Source organism: Streptomyces sp. NPDC058373, assembly GCF_042723275.1.
In the GTDB taxonomy this organism is placed as follows: Bacteria; Actinomycetota; Actinomycetes; order Streptomycetales; family Streptomycetaceae; genus Streptomyces.
The window spans coordinates 14760-30304 of record NZ_JBHXJE010000062.1 but is presented as its reverse complement, the minus strand read 5'-3'; the positions used below and the strand labels follow the sequence as shown (position 1 = coordinate 30304).

The window sequence follows — 15545 nt, the reverse complement described above, 5'->3', positions numbered from 1 at the left end:
CTCCCGGATGAGACCGGGAGAGGCGGAGCCGCCCTTCGACTGGTGCCCGGCCTCGGCCCGGCGGAGGCGTCGCGCGCCGCCACGGGGCCGTACGGCCGGGGCGTCAGAGCCGGTCCGCGCCGGTGGGCGCGGGCCTCAGGCCGCCTTGGGCGTCAGTCGACGCTGGGCAGGATGTGCGGTTCGGCGAGGTCGTCCTCGTAGCCGGCCAGCCGGATCGGCGCCGACCGCGACCACACTTCGAGGCAGCCCGGGTTCTGGGTGGTCTTCGCCCGGCGGTCCGGCCTGGTCCGGGGAGGTTCGTCCTGGATGATCTGCTCTGCTGTCACCGCGCACTCCTTCGTATCGGTTACCCGTCGGGTGCCGCGCGTCCGGTCGGTGTACCGGGCGCCCGCCGTCGTGGGTCCTGCTGCTCAAGGCCGTTCGGGCGCGGTGGCGCCGGGAATCGTGCGGGAGGGCCACCGGGTGACCGGTGAGTCCCGGGACGCGCCGTGGGTGAGGTGGAACCCGGATGGACTGTCCGTCGCCCAGACTAACCAAATGAGCGGCATCGCGCTCGATGGCGCTCGAATGCCGGACGGAATTTCGGGACGAGCCCGCCTCTTCCGGCCATGATCCGCCCATGCGGCACGGCCCGCCCCTCCGGAGGAGGAACGGGCCGTGCGGGGGCGCGGAGCGCGGAGCGGTGTTACGCGGTCACCACTGGCCGGGGGCGTAGTCCTTGAGGAAGACCCCGTACAGGTCTTCGCCCGCCTCGCCGCGGACCACCGGGTCGTAGACGCGGGCGGCTCCGTCGACGAGGTCGAGCGGGGCGTGGAACCCCTCCTCTGCCAGCCGCATCTTGTCGGGGTGCGGGCGCTCGTCGGTGATCCAGCCGGTGTCGACGGCGGTCATCAGGATGCGGTCCTTCTCGAACATCTCCTGGGCGCTGGTGCGGGTCAGCATGTTCAGCGCGGCCTTGGCCATGTTGGTGTGCGGATGCCCGGCGCCCTTGTACCCGCGGCCGAACACGCCTTCCATGGCGGAGACGTTGACGATGTAGGCCCGCCCGGCCTGCTCGGCGGCGGCGGCCATCACCGGCCGGAGCCTGCTGATGAGGATGAACGGCGCGGTCGAGTTGCAGAGCTGCACCTCCAGCAGCTCCACCGGGTCGACCTCGTCCACGGTCTGCACCCAGCTGTTGGAGTCGTGCAGGTCCGGGACGAGTCCGCCGGCGTCGATGGCGGTGCCCGCGGCGATCCGGGCCGGGGTGGCGGAGCCGGTGACCAGCGCCAGCTCGGTGATGTCCTGGGCGCTGAGGCCGCCCTGGCGCGGGCCGGGGAGGGCGGCGACCGCCCCGGAGCCGAAGCCGCCGATGATCTCGGAGGCGGGCAGCTCGCCCGCGGGCAGCGGCGCCGACTCGGCGCCGAGCAGCTCGCTGTAGGCCTGCGAGGAGCGGCGCACGGTCTGGGCGGCGTTGTTGATGAGGATGTCGAGGCGGCCCTCGGCGGCCAGCGAGTCGCTGAGCGCGACCACCTGGGCGGGGTCGCGCAGGTCTATGCCGACGATCTTGAGCCGGTGGATCCACTCGTCGCTGTCGGGCATCGCCTTGAAGCGGCGGATCGCGTCGTTGGGAAAGCGCGTGGTGACGGTGGTGTGGGCGCCGTCGCGCAGCAGGCGCAGCGCGATGTACATGCCGATCTTGGCGCGGCCGCCGGTCAGCAGCGCCCGCTTGCCGGTGAGGTCCGCGCGGGCGTCGCGCCGCTCGCGGTTCTCGTGGGCGCAGCTCTGGCAGAGCTGGTGGTAGAAGACGTCCACCTCGACGTAGCGGGTCTTGCAGATGTAGCAGGAGCGGGGGCGCTGGAGCACCCCGGCGATGGTGCCCGCGGCGGAGGCGGAGGGCAGCAGCCCCTGGGTCTCGTCGTCGATGCGGTCGGCGGAACCGGTCGCGGTCGCCTCGGTCACCGCCCGGTCGTGGGCGGTCTTGGCGGCCCTGCGCTCCTGACGGCGGCGCTGCTTGACCGTGCGGTAGATCCCGGCCGTGGCGCGGCGCACGGCGATCGCGTCCGGGTGGTCGATCTCCAGGCCGTCCAGCTCGTCCAGGACCGACAGGCAGACGGCCAGACGTTCGGGATCGATGCCGGGGCCGAACGGGCCCTCGGGTGCCACCGTCATCGTTGTGTTCCTCGTGTGTTCGTCCGCGAGGGTCCCGGGGCGGTGCCGACCGGGACGGGCTTCTCGCGGGGCGGGCGGGCACGCCGGAGCCGGCGGCCCCGCCAATTTTGCCATGCCGCCGGGCCACTCCGGGCGCGGCGGGTTCCGGGCGCGGGGAACGGGCAGGAGCGGGAGACTGAAGAGAGGCGGAGGCCGCCGCCGGAAGCGGGCGGCCGCCTGCACGGGACGGAACCACTCACGGCCTCGTGTACTCCAGCGGCAGTAGACGCGATGGCCTCCGTGGAACGACGACAGAGGCTCCGCCCACGGGCAGGGTGGTCGGCAGGGATGCCGGCCCACAGGGGGCGGCGCTGCTCCGGGAGCCGATTGCCTTGAACGACCTCACGCTGTCCGTCCTGCTGTGCCTGGCCTCCGCGGTCGCCTACGCGGCGGGGGCGATCGTGCAGGAACGGGTGGCGGGCGAGCAGGGCCCCTCGTTCGTCCCGTGGCGGCGCCTTGCCTGGTGGGGCGCGGTGGCGCTGAACGGCGCGGGCGCCGTCCTGCACGTCCTGGCGCTCGCCTTCGGACCGCTCACGCTGGTGCAGCCGCTGGGGGCGCTGACCATAGTCTTCGCGCTGCCGATGGCGGCGCTGCTGGTGGGACGCCGGGCCGGGTCCACCGCGTGGCGGGGCGCGCTGATGGCCACGGCGGGACTGGCCGGGCTGCTGGCGCTCACCGGTTCGCCCGGGCAGGGCGGTCCGGACGCCACCGAGCGGACGGTGCTGGTGGTGGTCACCGGTGCGACGGTGGTGGTGCTGGCCGGGGCGGCGCTGGCGGTGCACCGGCACCCGGCGGTGCGGGGCGGGCTGCTGGCGGCGGCGGGAGGCGTGGCGTTCGGCATCGCCTCGGTCTTCACCAAGATCGTCACGCAGGCGCTGGCGGAGCGCGGCATCTTCGGGCAGATCCCCGACCTGGCGGTGGTCGGCGTACTCGCCACCGGCGGCCTGCTGCTCTCCCAGGCCTCCTACCGGGGCGCGGGACTCGCGGCGCCGCTGGCCACGGTGACGGTGGTCAACCCGGTGGCCGCGGCGGCGGTCGGCCTGGTCCTCTTCGGCGAGGGCTTCCGGTACGGCACGGCGGGCACCGTCCTGGCGCTGAGCTGCGGGGTCGTCGCGGCGGGCGGGCTGATCCTGCTCACCACGGAGCGCATGCAGGACCGCCTCGCCACCCCCCGGCACGCCGGTGCGGGCCAGGGCTCCCCCGGCCCGGGGCCCGGTCAAGGGGAGCCGCAGCCCGCGCGGCACCGCTGAACCGGGCCCCGCCGGGCCGGGCGGTCAGACCCTGACGCCGCCTCCCCGGAGATAGGCGAGCGGGTCGATGTCGCTGCCGAAGCCGGGGCCGGTCCGTACCTCGAAGTGCAGGTGGGGGCCGGTGCTGTTGCCGGTCGAGCCGGAGCGGGCGATGCGCTGCCCGGCCTGGACGCTCTGGCCGCTCTTCACGGTGAGCGCGGAGAGGTGGGCGTACTGCGAGTACTTGCCGTCCGCGTGTTTGAGGACGACCTGGTAGCCGTAGGACCCGCCCCAGCCCGCCGAGACGACGGTGCCCGAGGCGGCGGCCTTGACGCTGGTGCCGGTGGGGACGGGGAAGTCGACGCCCGTGTGGTACCCCTTCGACCAGGACGAACCGGAGGCGCGGTAGGGGGTGCTGGGGCCCGCCTCCACCGGGGAGCTGAGCTTGGCGGTGCTGGGCGCGGCGGCCTTCTTCGCCTGCTCGGCCTTCTTGGCCTGTTCCGCCTTACTGGCCTCTTCGGCCTTCTTGGCGGCCGCCGCCTTCCGGGCCTCCTCGGCCTTCTTGGCGTCCGCCGCCTTCTTGGCCTGGGCGGCCTCCGCCGCCTTCTCGGTCGCCTTCTTCGCCGTCGGTTCCGGGCCTGGCCGGTCCTTCGCCTTCGGCTGGGGCGGGCGGCTCTTCGAGGGGGCGGCAGCGCCGGGCTTCAACTGGAGGCGCTGGCCCGGGACGATCAGGTCGGGGTCGGCGCCGACCTCGGCGCGGTTGGTCTGGTAGAGCCGCTGCCAGCCGCCCTTGACCCGCTGGTCGTCGGCGATCTGGGAGAGGGTGTCCCCGCGGACCACGGTGTACATCTCCGCGGTGCCCGCCTTGGACTGCGGGGTGGTGGTGGGCGTCGCCGCCGGGGCCTTCGCGGGTCGCGGGGCCGCCTCGGGTGCCGCCGGGGCGGGGCCGCCCCGGGTGAGGCCCGCCGTCTGGGAGCAGGTGGGCCAGGCGCCGGGGCCCTGGCCGTCCAGCACCTTCTCGGCGACCGCGATCTGCTGGTCCTTGGTGGCGAGGTCGGCCCGGCCCGCGTAGGCACCGCCGCCGTACGCCTCCCAGGTCGACTGCTTGAACTGGAGGCCGCCGTAGTAGCCGTTGCCGGTGTTGATGCTCCAGTTGCCGGAGGATTCGCAGGCGGCGACCTTCGCCCAGGTGTCCCCGGAGGCGGCGTCGGCGGTGCCGGCCGCGACCAGCGGCAAGGCGACCGCTCCGCCTGCCGTGACGGTGAGTGACGCCCGGTTGATTCTGCTCTGCTGCCGGCGCCGGTGACGTCCGCCTACGGCCATGACAGGCCCCCCTTGACTCTGCGCGCCCGGGGCCCGCCCCGGCCGGGCGTGGTGTGAAGACCCGAACGTAATGGGAGCGAACGCTCCGTGACAAGGGGGCGCACGACGGGCGCACGTGGCACCGGGCTCCTCATGGGGCGGCCACGGGTGCCTCCCGCGTGGCACGGCACCCTGGCACATGCCCGCGCGCGGGCCGGGTGCGTGGGGCGGCGGGGCGCGGGCAGACGGCGCCGGGCGCGCGGACCAGCGGCCGCGCGCCGATACTGACCGGGACGGCGACGGTCCGGCCCGCCGGTGACCGGCGGCCGCGCGCCCCGTACCTGACTCCCTTCCCGATCCTGTGAGAGAGACGGCATGAGTGAGACAGCCCAGATCGGTGTCACCGGTCTCGCGGTGATGGGCCGCAACCTGGCCCGGAACTTCGCCCGGAACGGCTACACCGTCGCGGTGCACAACCGCACCGCCGCCAAGACCGAGGAACTGGTCTCCGAGTTCGGCGAGGAGGGCACCTTCCTGCCGGCCACCACCCCCGAGGAACTGGTCGAGTCGCTGGAGCGGCCCCGGCGGGTGCTGGTCATGGTGAAGGCCGGCGCCCCGACCGACGCGGTGATCGAGGAGTTCGCCCCGCTCCTGGAAGAGGGCGACATGATCATCGACGGCGGCAACGCCCACTTCGAGGACACCCGCCGCCGCGAGAAGGCACTGCGGGAGCGCGGCATCCACTTCGTCGGCACCGGTGTCTCCGGCGGCGAGGAGGGCGCGCTCAACGGGCCCAGCATCATGCCGGGCGGCTCGGCCGAGTCGTACCAGGCCCTCGGCCCGATGCTGGAGCGGATCGCCGCCGAGGCCGGCGACGGCACGCCCTGCACGGCTCACATGGGGCCGGACGGCGCCGGGCACTTCGTGAAGATGGTCCACAACGGCATCGAGTACGCCGACATGCAGCTCATCGCCGAGGCGTACCAGCTGCTGCGCGGGGTCGCCGGGTACGAACCGGCGCGGATCGCGGAGATCTTCCGCGGGTGGAACACCGGGCGGCTCGACTCGTACCTCATCGAGATCACCGCCGAGGTCCTCGCCCACGTCGACGAGCGGACCGGTGGACCGTTCGTGGACGTGGTCCTGGACCAGGCGGAGCAGAAGGGCACCGGCCGTTGGACGGTGCAGGTGGCCCTCGACCTGGGCGTGCCGGTCTCGGGGATCGCCGAGGCGGTCTTCGCCCGCTCGCTCTCCGGCCACGCGGAGCTGCGCGGGGCCTCGCGCGGGCTGCCCGGCCCCACGCCCCGCCCGCTCGACGAGGGGGCGGCCGCGCGCTTCGCCGACCGGGTGGAGCAGGCACTGTACGCCTCCAAGCTGGTCTCCTACACGCAGGGGTTCCAGATGATCCGGGCGGGCAGCGAGGAGTACGACTGGGGCATCGACCCGGGCACGGTGGCGGCGATCTGGCGGGCCGGCTGCATCATCCGGGCCGCCTTCCTGGACCGCATCCGCGCCGCCTACGACGGCCGCCCCGACCTGCCGTCGCTCCTCTCCGACGAGACCTTCGCCCAGGAGATCGGCGAGGCCCAGGACGACTGGCGGGCCGTGGTCGCCGAGGCGGCCCGGCAGGGCGTGCCGGTGCCGGGCTTCGCCGCCGCCCTCTCCTACTACGACGCCCTGCGGGCCGAGCGGCTGCCGGCCGCGCTGGTGCAGGGGCAGCGCGACTACTTCGGGGCACACACCTACCGCAGGACGGACGGGGACGGCGTCTTCCACACGCTCTGGGGCGGCGACCGCACGGAGGCGCGGCAGGAATGAGGCGGCGCGGTACGCGGGCGGCCCGGCACCGGTGGGGCTCCACGGGTGCCGGGCCGTCGTCCGCCTGCGTCAGCGCTCCGGGCCGGGTTCGGGCTCCGGGGGCGGCGCCGGGTCGGGGTAGGGGGCCGGGTCCGGCGGGGGTTCGGGCAGCGGCCCGGGGTCGCCGGGGGCGGGCCCGCCCGGCCTGGGCCCGGGGCCCGGGAGCGGGCCGGGGTCCGGTGGCGGCCCGGGCGGGGCCGGGTCAGGGCGGCCGGGGCCTGGGGGCGGCGGCGCGGGCTTGGGAGCGGGCGGCACCGGGTCGGGCCGGTCGGGCCCCGGCGGCACGGGCTGCGGGCTCGGGGGCGCCGGGGGGACGGGGTCGGGGTACGGGTGGGTCATCGTGTCCTCCAGCCGGGGCGGCCGGGCGGGGCGGCCCGGCGCTGCCGGGCGCTGGTGCCCCGCCGTGCGGCCCGCACCCGGAGCGGGCGTGGACGGGCGGCGCCGGAAGGGTTCCGGCTCCTGATGTGTCCCACGGCTACCCGGCGGGCGCGCGCCCACTCATCCGTTCGGGGGAACGGGCGCTCCGGTGGCGGCCCGGGCAGCGGCCGCGAAGCCCGGGCCGGGGCTGGCGAAGACCGGCGGCCGGCCGGGCAGCAGGGCGCGGGCCGGTTCCATCGACGCCTGGGCCAGCACCACGGCGTCGGTTCCGGTGAGCGGGGCGACCGCGTCGGCGACGGCCCGGTGGTAGCCGGTGGTGTCGCCCGCCTCGAAGAGGTCCCAGGCGCCCGGGACCAGGAGGGTGGTGACGCGGGGCGCGCGCCCGGCGCGGTCGGCGGTCTCGGCCACCAGGCCGGCGGTGGGCCCCAGGGTGGAGGCGAGGGCGGCCACCACGGTGATCCGTCCGTCCCCTGCGCGGGCCACGGCCGCCTCGGCCATCGGCCGGTCGACCCGCAGCACGGGGACGGGGGCGGCCACCGCCTCGGCGACGGCCCCCAGCGTCGAGCAGGTGCACAGGACGGCCCCCGCCCCGTCGGCGGCAACCCGCCGCACCACCTCGGCGATCTCCTCCACGACGGCGCCGGGCCCCTCCCGCCGGGCGCGGTCGAGCAGCCCGGGCTCGACGGTGTGGCGCAGGGTCAGGCCGGGCCGGTCCCGGTCCCGCAGGGCGTCGAAGACGGGGACGTGCACGGGTGAGGTGTGCAGCAGGGCGAGCATCCGCCGATCGTACGTCCGGGCGGCGGGCGGGAATTCACCAGAGCGTGGGGTCCTCCGCGACCTTGGCGCGGGCCGCCGACAGCAGTTCCTCGGAGGCGGGGGCCGCCTGCTCGGGGTGGCGCTGGGCCCACTTGGCGACGTAGGTGCAGAGCGGTGCCACGGCCAGGCCCTCGCGGTCGGCCCTCGCGTAGAACTCGGCGGCCAGCGCGGAGGCGACGCCCTGCCCCTCGTGGCCCGGGTCCACGATGGTGTGCACGGGGGCGAGGGCGGCCTCCGGCGTCTCCAGGACGAGGTACTGGATGTGCCCGATCACCTCGTCCTCGGCGACGGCGCGGAGCATGCCCGCCGTCCGGTCGTCGATCAGCTCGGGGACGGGGCGCTCGCCCGGGGTGTCGCTCATCTTCGCTCCTCGGCCTGTCCGGCGGTTCCGGTCGCCACGGTACGTTCCGGGCGGGCGGGCGGCACGTCCGGCCGCCCGTCAGCCGACGGGGTCCTTGGCGGCGGCCGGGGCGAACTGGGTGCGGTACAGCTCCGCGTACCGGCCCTCGCGGGCCAGCAGCCCAGTGTGGGTGCCCTGTTCGACGATGCGGCCGTCCTCCACGACGAGGATGCGGTCGGCGGTGCGGACGGTGGAGAGGCGGTGGGCGATGACCAGGGCGGTCCGCCCGTCGAGGGCTTCGGCGAGGGCTTCCTGGACGGCCGCCTCGGAGGTGTTGTCGAGGTGGGCGGTGGCCTCGTCCAGGATGACGACGCGGGGGCGGGCGAGGAGCAGCCGGGCGATGGTCATGCGCTGGCGCTCACCACCGGAGAGCCGGTAGCCGCGCTCCCCGACGACGGTGTCGAGCCCTTCGGGCAGGGAGGCGACGAGGCCGTCGAGGCGGGCCCGGCGCAGCGCGTCCCAGAGTTCCTCCTCGGTGGCGCCGGGGCGGGCGAGGAGCAGGTTGGCGCGGACCGACTCGTGGAAGAGGTGGCCGTCCTGGGTGACCATGCCGAGGGCGCCGCGCACGGTGTCGGCGCCCAGTTCGCGGACGTCCCTGCCGCCGATCCGGACGGTGCCCGTGTCGGTGTCGTAGAGGCGCGGCAGCAGGGCGGCGATGGTGGACTTGCCCGCGCCGGAGGAGCCGACCAGGGCGACGGTCTGCCCGGGCTCCGCGCGGAAGCTGACGCCGTGCAGGACTTCGGTCCCCTCCCTGCCGTCGAGGACGGCGACCTCTTCGAGGGAGGCCAGGGAGACCTTGTCGGCGGCCGGGTAGGCGAAGGTGACGTCCTCGAAGGCGACGGAGAGGGGGCCTTCGGGCAGGGCGCGGGGGTGCTCCGGTTCGGCGACGAGCGGCTTCAGGTCGAGGACCTCGAAGACCCGCTCGAAGCTGACCAGGGCGGTCATCACCTCCAGCCGGGCCCCGGCGAGGGCGGTCAGCGGGGCGTACAGGCGGGTGAGGAGGAGGGCGAGGGAGACGACGGCGCCGGGCTCCAGGGCGCCGCTCAGCGCGAGCCGGCCGCCGAAGCCGTAGACGAGGGCGAGCGCGAGGGCGGAGACCAGGGTCAGGGCGGTGATGAACGTGTACTCGGCCATCGCGGTGCGCACGCCGATGTCGCGGACCCGGCGGGCCCGGGCGGCGAACTCGGCGGACTCGTCGGCGGGCCGTCCGAAGAGCTTGACCAGGGTGGCGCCGGGGGCGGAGAAGCGTTCGGTCATCCGGGTGCCCATGGCGGAGTTGTGCTCGGCGGCCTCGCGGCGCAGCGCGGCCATGCGGCGCCCGGTGCGGCGGGCCGGGATGACGAAGACGGGGAGCAGGACGAGGGCGAGGAGGGTGACGCGCCAGGAGAGGCCGACCATGACGACGAAGGCGAGGAGCAGCGTCACCACGTTGGAGACGATGCCGGAGAGTGTGTCGCTGAAGGCGCGCTGGGCGCCGATGACGTCGTTGTTGAGGCGGCTGACCAGGGCGCCGGTGCGGGTGCGGGTGAAGAAGGCGACCGGCATCCGCTGGACGTGGTCGAAGACGGCGGTGCGCAGGTCGAGGATGAGTCCTTCGCCGAGGCGGGCGCTGAGGCCCCGGGCCGCCATGCCGAGTCCGGCCTCGGCGACGGCGATGACGGCGATGAGCAGGGCGAGCCGGGGGACGAGGGAGGGGTCGGAGCCGGAGACGATGGTGTTGACGACCTGTCCGGCGAGGAGGGGGGTGGCGACGGCGAGCAGCGCGGTGGCGGCGCTGAGCAGCACGAACCAGCCGATGCGGGTGCGGTGCGGGCGGGCGAAGGCGGCGACACGGCGCGCGGTGGCGCGGGCGAGGGGGCGGCGGTCCTGTTCGGCGTGGAGGACGCTGTAGAGCTGCGTCCATGCCGTGGTCTCCATGCTCATACCGGCGAAGGTAGAACCTCGACTTAAGTCGAGGTCAAGCCGTCGCGCCGGGCGCCGCCCTGGGGCCGCCGGAACCGGCCCCGGCCCGGGAGGGCTCCCCGGGCCGGGGCGGCGGGCCCAAAGGCTCAGCCGAGGGCGGCCGCGAACATTCCGGGCTCGTACGAGCCGCCGGGCTGACGCACGATCACGGCGAGCCGGTTGGCCGCGTTGATCAGGGCGACCTGGCAGACCAGGGCCGCGACCTGGTCGTCGTCGTAGTGCGCGCGGACCCGCTCCCAGGTGGCGCCACAGACGCCTTCGTGGGCGTCGGCGAGCCGGGTGCCCTCCTCGGCGAGGGCGAGCGCGGCCCGCTCGGCCTCGGTGAAGACGGTGGACTCGCGCCAGGTGGCGACCAGGTGGAGCCGGGTGGCGCTCTCCCCGGCGGCGGTGGCCTCCTTGGTGTGCATGTCGTCGCAGTGGCCGCAGCCGTTGATCTGACTGGCCCGCAGAGACACCAGTTCCTGTGTGGACCTCGGCAGCGGCGACTGCTGGACCACCAGGGCGCTCCCGGCGAACCGCTTGGCGAACCTGACGGCGATCTCGTTCTCGAACAGGGGGAACCGGGTGTCCATGGCGAAGTCCTCACTCGTGGCTCGGTGTGGTGCGGAACGCTCACAAGACGCCCGGCACCCGGCACCCTGTGACAGGGCGGCCGCGTGACGAGCGCCACCCCGGCGAGGTGTCACAGGGCCGCGGGCGGCGGCGTCCTGTGGGTGTGAGCGATCGTGGAGAGCGACCAGGGCAGGAGCAGCCGCGGGCCCACGTCGCGGCGCGCCGCCCGCGCGGCGCCGCGTCCCCGGCCGAGACGCGGAAGGCGCTCGACGCGTTCCGCCGGGCGGCCGCGACCGGCGACATCCAGGGCCTGGTCGACATCCTGGCGCCGGACGTCGTCCTGCTGGGCGACGGCGGCGGTATCAGGCAGGCCGCGCTGCGGCCGGTGGTGGGCGCCGACAAGGTGGCCCGCCTGCTGGCGGCCGGGCTGGGCAAGGTCGGCGGGATCACCGAGGACGCGCTGCGGCCCGCGCAGGTCAACGCCCATCCGGCGCTGGTCCTCCGGCTCGGCGGCGCGATCGACACGGTCGTGGCGGTACGGCTGGACGACGGTGTCCTCACCGGGCTCTACGCCGTACGCAACCCCGAGAAGCTCTCCGGCATGGGGCGTGCGGCGGCCCTCTCCCGCTGAGCGCCGGCCCGCCCCCGCCTCACCCCAGCAGAAGGAGCTGCGCACCGCCGACGACGGTGGCGGCGAGGACCAGCCGGTCGAACAGCACCTGGTTGACCCGGTGGGCCAGCGCCCGCCCGACCAGGGCGCCCGGGACCACGAAGAGCACCAGCACGGCGTCGAGCAGCAGGGACGGCCCGTCGATGAGGCCGAGGCCGACGCTGAAGGGCACCTTCGAGGTGTTGACGATGAGGAAGAACCAAGCGGACGTCCCCAGGAAGCCCAGCTTCCGGAAGCCCGCGGAGAGCAGGTAGAGGGACATCACCGGGCCGCCCGCGTTGGCGACCATGGTGGTGAAGCCGCCGAGGACGCCGTAGGTACGCGCCTTGAGGCGGGCGGCGCGGCCCGCCCCGGCCGCGTCCGCCCGCGGCGCGTCCGAGGCGGGCACGGCCTGCGCCGACGCGGCCCTGGACGCCTTCCTGCGGCGCCAGTACACCATCGCGGACATGGCCAGCAGGATCGCGCCGATCGAGGTGCGGACCGCCCCGTCGTCGGCGAGGGCCAGGAAGGCGGTTCCGACGAGCACTCCCGCGGCGACCGCGGGGAAGAGCCGCCAGAGCGTTGGCCAGTGGGCGTGGCGCCGGTAGACGAGGACGGCGCAGACGTCGCCCACGATGAGCAGCGGCAGCAGGACGCCGGTCGACTCCTTCGCGGGCAGTACGGCGGCGAAGACGGCCAGGCTGATGGTGTTGGCGCCGCTGACGGAGGTCTTGGAGAAGCCGACGAGCAGAGCGGCGGCGGCGAGCAGGGCGAAAGCCCCGGGGGTGATCGTGTCCATGCGGAGGCCGATCCTATGCCGGGGTGTCAGGTGCGCGTCCGGCGGTCCCCGCCGCCTCCACGGCCCGGCCGCCCCTGCGCCGGGGCGGCCGCTCCTCGGGTGGGCGCGCGGCTCAGCCCAGGGATCAGTGCGCGATGACGTCGGAGTCGTCGGCGGACGCCTCGCCCCGGTCCAGCGCCGAGATCGCGTCCAGCTCCGCGCCGCTCAGCTCGAAGCCGAAGACGTCGAGGTTCTCCCGCATCCGCTCGGAGTGGCCGGACTTCGGCACCGGCACGATGCCCTGCTGGACGTGCCAGCGCAGCACGACCTGAGCGGGGGTGCGCCCGTGCCGCTCGGCGGCCCGCCGGACGGGCTCCTCGGCGAAGACGGTGCCGTCCCGGCCGAGCGGGCTCCACGCCTCGGTCACGATGCCCAGCTTCTCGTGGTGGGCCCGGGCGGCGTCCCGGGTGTGGTACGGGCTCAGCTGGATCTGGTTGACGTCCGGCACCACCCCGGTGGTCTCGATGACCCGGTCCAGGTGGTGCGGCTTGAAGTTGGAGACTCCGACCGCCTTCAGCGTCCCCTCCCCCATCAGGTCGGCCAGGGTCCGGAAGGTCTCCCCGTACGCGTCCTGGGCGGGGTCGGGCCAGTGGATGAGGAACAGGTCGAGGTGGTCGGTGCCGAGGCGGGCGCAGCTCTCCTCGACGGCCCGGCGGGTACCGGTGCCCTGCTGCTCCTTGGTGAGCTTGCTGGTGACGAAGAGTTCGTCGCGGGCGACGCCGCCGCCGCGCAGGCCCCGGCCGACGCCGATCTCGTTGCCGTAGAGCGCGGCGGTGTCGATGAGGCGGTAGCCGTTCTCGATGGCGGTGGCGACGGCGTGCTCGGCCTCGGTGTCGTCGAGCGGGTAGGTGCCGAAGCCGAGGCGGGGCATCTCGGCGCCGTGGCGCAGCCGGACGGTCGGGGCGAGGGGCGGGATCGGTCCGGTCATGGCGGTCGGGACTCCTCGGGTCGGGGTCGGGCGGGCCGTGGCGGCGGGCTCGGGGCAGGTTGCCCACCGGCTTCCATGATCCTTAGGGTGCGGGGCATGTGCGACACGATCTCGGCCAGCCGGTGAGCAGCGACCCGTCCGGCATAGCGGCTGCCCGGAAAGTCCCGGGTGATGCGTGCGCCGGGCATCACGGGCACCTCGCGGGCCTCTGCGGCCGCCCTCTGCCCCGGGGCCTCCGGTGACCGGGGTCCTGGAGGGGTTCGCGGTCATCGGCGCCCTGATCGCCGCCGGTTACCTGGTGGGGCGGACCCGGGTCCTCGGCGAGCAGGGCGGCCCCGTGCTGACCCGGCTCGCCTTCCACGTGGCCTCCCCCGCCCTGCTCTTCACCACGCTCGCGGACGCCGACCTCGGCGCGCTGGCCTCGCCGGGCCTGCTGGTCACCGCCGCCTCGACGCTGCTGGTGGCGGGCGTCTACATCGCGGTGGGCGCGCTACGCCATTGGGGTACCGGGCCGACCGCGATCGGCGCCCTCTGCTCCGGCTACGTCAACGCCGGGAACCTCGGCATCCCCATCGCGGTCTACGTCCTCGGCGACGCCACCCTGATCGCTCCGGTCCTCCTCTTCCAGCTGCTGCTCGTCTCACCGCTGGCGCTCACCGTCATCGACCTCTCCCGGCCCGGGGCCCGCGCCTCGCCGCTGGCGGTGGTGACGGCGCCGCTGCGCAACCCTGTGGTGCTCGGCTCGCTCGCCGGTGTGCTGGTGGCCGCGCTGGGCGTACGGGTGCCCGCGCCCGTCCTCGACCCGGTGGAGCTGGTGGGGGCGATGGCGGTGCCGGCGGTGCTGCTGGCGTTCGGGATCTCACTGCGGGGCGCCACTCCGCCGGCCCGGGGCCCGGAGCGGGGGCAGGTCCTGCTGGCGGTCGGCCTCAAGACGGTCGGCCAGCCGGTGGCGGCGTGGGCGGTGGGCGCGGGCGTCTTCGGACTGGCGGGCCCGGCGCTGCTGACCGTGGTGGTCACCAGCGCCCTCCCGGCCGCGCAGAACCTCTTCACCTACGCCTCGCGGTACGACACCGGTGTACGGCTGGCCCGGGAGGCGGTGCTGCTCTCCACGGTGCTGGCGGTACCGGCGCTGGTGGCGGTGGCCGTGCTGCTGGGCTGAACGGCGCTGCCCGGCCGGTCGGCGGGGCCGTACCCCGCGGGTCACGGCGCGGCCGGGCCGGGAGCACATACGGCGCGCCCGGTCCGGCCGGTCGCGGTCAGGAGGGGCGGCCGCTGTCGGGCGCGGGCACCGGGGCCGCGAGAGCCTCGGCCACGGAGTCGTGGACGGGCAGGGCGCTCTGCAGCCCGATGAGCCCGAAGAGCCGCTCGACGAAGGGGGAGAGCGCGGCGAACCGCAGCCGGGGACCTATCGCGCCGTAGGCCTGGAGGAAGACGTTGACCGTACTGGAGTCGGCGAAGCCGACGGCGGAGAGGTCCACCACGACCGGGCCGGAGACGCTGGCGGCGGCGTCACTGAGGGCGGGGCCGAGGGGGGTGATGTTCTCCAGGTCGAGATCGCCGCCGAGCAGGACGACGATGCCGTCGCCTTGGGGGCGCTGCTGGATCTGCAAGGAGCGGTCCGCGGGACGCGGGGACGGCTGGGCTGAGGACACGACAACCTCTCTGATCAACCGGCGGCAAGCCGGTGGTCGTGGACGATGCGCCCCGAAGCCCCGTGCACCGCGGCCACGTGGGCGCGGCGCGAGGCCTCACGATATGAGCGAGCGTCAGGCTTTGACAACAAGCGGCATCCCCCGTTCCTTCACACTTCCCCCGGAGAACCTCCGCGACATGGTCAGGTCGGCGGAGATCCGGTCAGGTCACACGGTGGCCCGGGGAGGCAGGGTGAAGGCAGCGGTGACGCGCTTGCCGACCGGCACGCGCTCGGCGGTGACGCGGTCGGCGACGGCCCGGACGATCTCCAGCCCGTGCCCGCCGAGTCGCGTCGGATCAGGCTCGTACCAGCGCGGCAGGGCCGAGCTGCTGTCGTAGACCGTGACCGACAGGTGGGTGTCGGTGCCCTCCAGTTCGAGGACGTACGGCCCGTGGCTGTGCCGCTCGGCGTTGGTGACCAGCTCGCTGACGACCAGCAGCAGGTCGTCGCCGAGGCGGGGCCGCGGAGCGGCCAGCCACTCGGCCTGGAGCTGCTGGAGAAAGCGGCTGGCGAAGTGCCGGGCCTGCGCTATGCAGCCCGGTTCCCCGTCGAACTCCACTGCCTGCCGCAGCGGTTCGACGGAGTCCGCCGCGGTGAAGGGAAAGCCCGTGTCCATGGTGACCTGTTCGTTCATCTGCTCCTGCCCGTGCACCCGGTGAGAAGCTCTGGGGTTCTCCTCCAACCCCTTGTTCCCCGCGATTCCCCGGGTATGTCTCCCTTCCGCCGTGAAAGGGGTCACCCGGCGGAAGGA

At 74.8% G+C, this 15545-nt stretch carries 14 protein-coding genes and 1 pseudogene; 4 read left to right on the top strand and 11 right to left on the bottom strand.

Annotation, left to right across the window (positions count from 1 at the left end):
* Window positions 1-152: 152 nt before the first annotated feature.
* Together ACFWMZ_RS25980 and ACFWMZ_RS25975 are read right to left on the bottom strand one after the other, a co-directional pair.
* Window positions 153-326, bottom strand: coding sequence for a hypothetical protein (locus ACFWMZ_RS25980; protein WP_383183259.1), 174 nt, complete (start codon window positions 324-326; stop codon window positions 153-155).
* Window positions 327-693: 367 nt separating this feature from the next.
* On the bottom strand, window positions 694-2151 hold the full coding sequence (locus ACFWMZ_RS25975; protein ID WP_383204484.1) for an SDR family NAD(P)-dependent oxidoreductase: 1458 nt from the start codon (window positions 2149-2151) through the stop codon (window positions 694-696).
* 371 nt (window positions 2152-2522) lie between these two features.
* On the opposite strand from ACFWMZ_RS25975, the gene ACFWMZ_RS25970 reads away from it, so the two are divergent.
* Window positions 2523-3440 carry a DMT family transporter gene (locus ACFWMZ_RS25970; protein WP_383183249.1) on the top strand — a complete coding sequence of 306 codons (918 nt, stop codon included), beginning with the start codon at window positions 2523-2525 and terminating at the stop codon, window positions 3438-3440.
* A 24-nt stretch (window positions 3441-3464) separates the two neighbouring features.
* Here ACFWMZ_RS25970 and ACFWMZ_RS25965 read toward each other — a convergent pair whose 3' ends face one another.
* Window positions 3465-4742, bottom strand: coding sequence for a transglycosylase family protein (locus ACFWMZ_RS25965; protein WP_383183247.1), 1278 nt, complete (start codon window positions 4740-4742; stop codon window positions 3465-3467).
* Window positions 4743-5096: 354 nt separating this feature from the next.
* Between ACFWMZ_RS25965 and gndA the strand changes: the two genes are divergently transcribed.
* Window positions 5097-6539 (top strand): NADP-dependent phosphogluconate dehydrogenase, encoded by a 1443-nt coding sequence (gndA, locus tag ACFWMZ_RS25960; protein WP_383204481.1) that lies wholly within the window; start codon window positions 5097-5099, stop codon window positions 6537-6539.
* 537 nt (window positions 6540-7076) lie between these two features.
* On the opposite strand, the gene ACFWMZ_RS25955 is transcribed toward gndA, so the two are convergent.
* The 4 genes from ACFWMZ_RS25955 to ACFWMZ_RS25940 all read right to left on the bottom strand — a co-directional run bounded on the left by ACFWMZ_RS25955 (window position 7077) and on the right by ACFWMZ_RS25940 (window position 10706).
* Entirely contained in the window at window positions 7077-7733 is a 657-nt protein-coding gene (locus ACFWMZ_RS25955) for an arylsulfatase (protein ID WP_383183243.1), read from the bottom strand.
* Between the two features lie 34 nt (window positions 7734-7767).
* Window positions 7768-8133, bottom strand: a complete 366-nt coding sequence (locus ACFWMZ_RS25950; RefSeq protein ID WP_383204478.1) for a GNAT family N-acetyltransferase — start codon at window positions 8131-8133, stop codon at window positions 7768-7770.
* A gap of 78 nt (window positions 8134-8211) precedes the next feature.
* On the bottom strand, window positions 8212-10095 hold the full coding sequence (locus ACFWMZ_RS25945; RefSeq protein WP_383204475.1) for an ABC transporter ATP-binding protein: 1884 nt from the start codon (window positions 10093-10095) through the stop codon (window positions 8212-8214).
* A gap of 125 nt (window positions 10096-10220) precedes the next feature.
* A complete protein-coding gene (locus tag ACFWMZ_RS25940) occupies window positions 10221-10706 on the bottom strand; it encodes a carboxymuconolactone decarboxylase family protein (protein WP_383204472.1) in 486 nt (161 codons plus the stop codon).
* Window positions 10707-10885: 179 nt separating this feature from the next.
* On the opposite strand from ACFWMZ_RS25940, the pseudogene ACFWMZ_RS25935 reads away from it, so the two are divergent.
* Window positions 10886-11317: pseudogene (locus ACFWMZ_RS25935) on the top strand (RNA polymerase subunit sigma-24); the annotation flags it as partial.
* A 19-nt stretch (window positions 11318-11336) separates the two neighbouring features.
* Here the strand turns inward: ACFWMZ_RS25935 and ACFWMZ_RS25930 are convergent.
* Window positions 11337-12134 carry a sulfite exporter TauE/SafE family protein gene (locus ACFWMZ_RS25930; protein WP_383204469.1) on the bottom strand — a complete coding sequence of 266 codons (798 nt, stop codon included), beginning with the start codon at window positions 12132-12134 and terminating at the stop codon, window positions 11337-11339.
* 124 nt (window positions 12135-12258) lie between these two features.
* Window positions 12259-13101 (bottom strand): aldo/keto reductase, encoded by an 843-nt coding sequence (locus ACFWMZ_RS25925; RefSeq protein WP_383183233.1) that lies wholly within the window; start codon window positions 13099-13101, stop codon window positions 12259-12261.
* Window positions 13102-13339: 238 nt separating this feature from the next.
* Here ACFWMZ_RS25925 and ACFWMZ_RS25920 point away from each other — a divergent pair, with 238 nt between their 5' ends.
* Window positions 13340-14260: an AEC family transporter gene (locus ACFWMZ_RS25920; RefSeq protein WP_383183231.1), complete on the top strand. Its 921-nt coding sequence runs from the start codon at window positions 13340-13342 to the stop codon at window positions 14258-14260.
* A 97-nt stretch (window positions 14261-14357) separates the two neighbouring features.
* Here the strand turns inward: ACFWMZ_RS25920 and ACFWMZ_RS25915 are convergent, their stop codons facing one another.
* Both ACFWMZ_RS25915 and ACFWMZ_RS25910 read right to left on the bottom strand, forming a co-directional pair.
* Window positions 14358-14753: an STAS domain-containing protein gene (locus tag ACFWMZ_RS25915; RefSeq protein WP_383183229.1), complete on the bottom strand. Its 396-nt coding sequence runs from the start codon at window positions 14751-14753 to the stop codon at window positions 14358-14360.
* Between the two features lie 207 nt (window positions 14754-14960).
* Entirely contained in the window at window positions 14961-15428 is a 468-nt protein-coding gene (locus ACFWMZ_RS25910) for an ATP-binding protein (protein WP_383183227.1), read from the bottom strand.
* Between the last annotated feature and the right edge of the window lie 117 nt (window positions 15429-15545).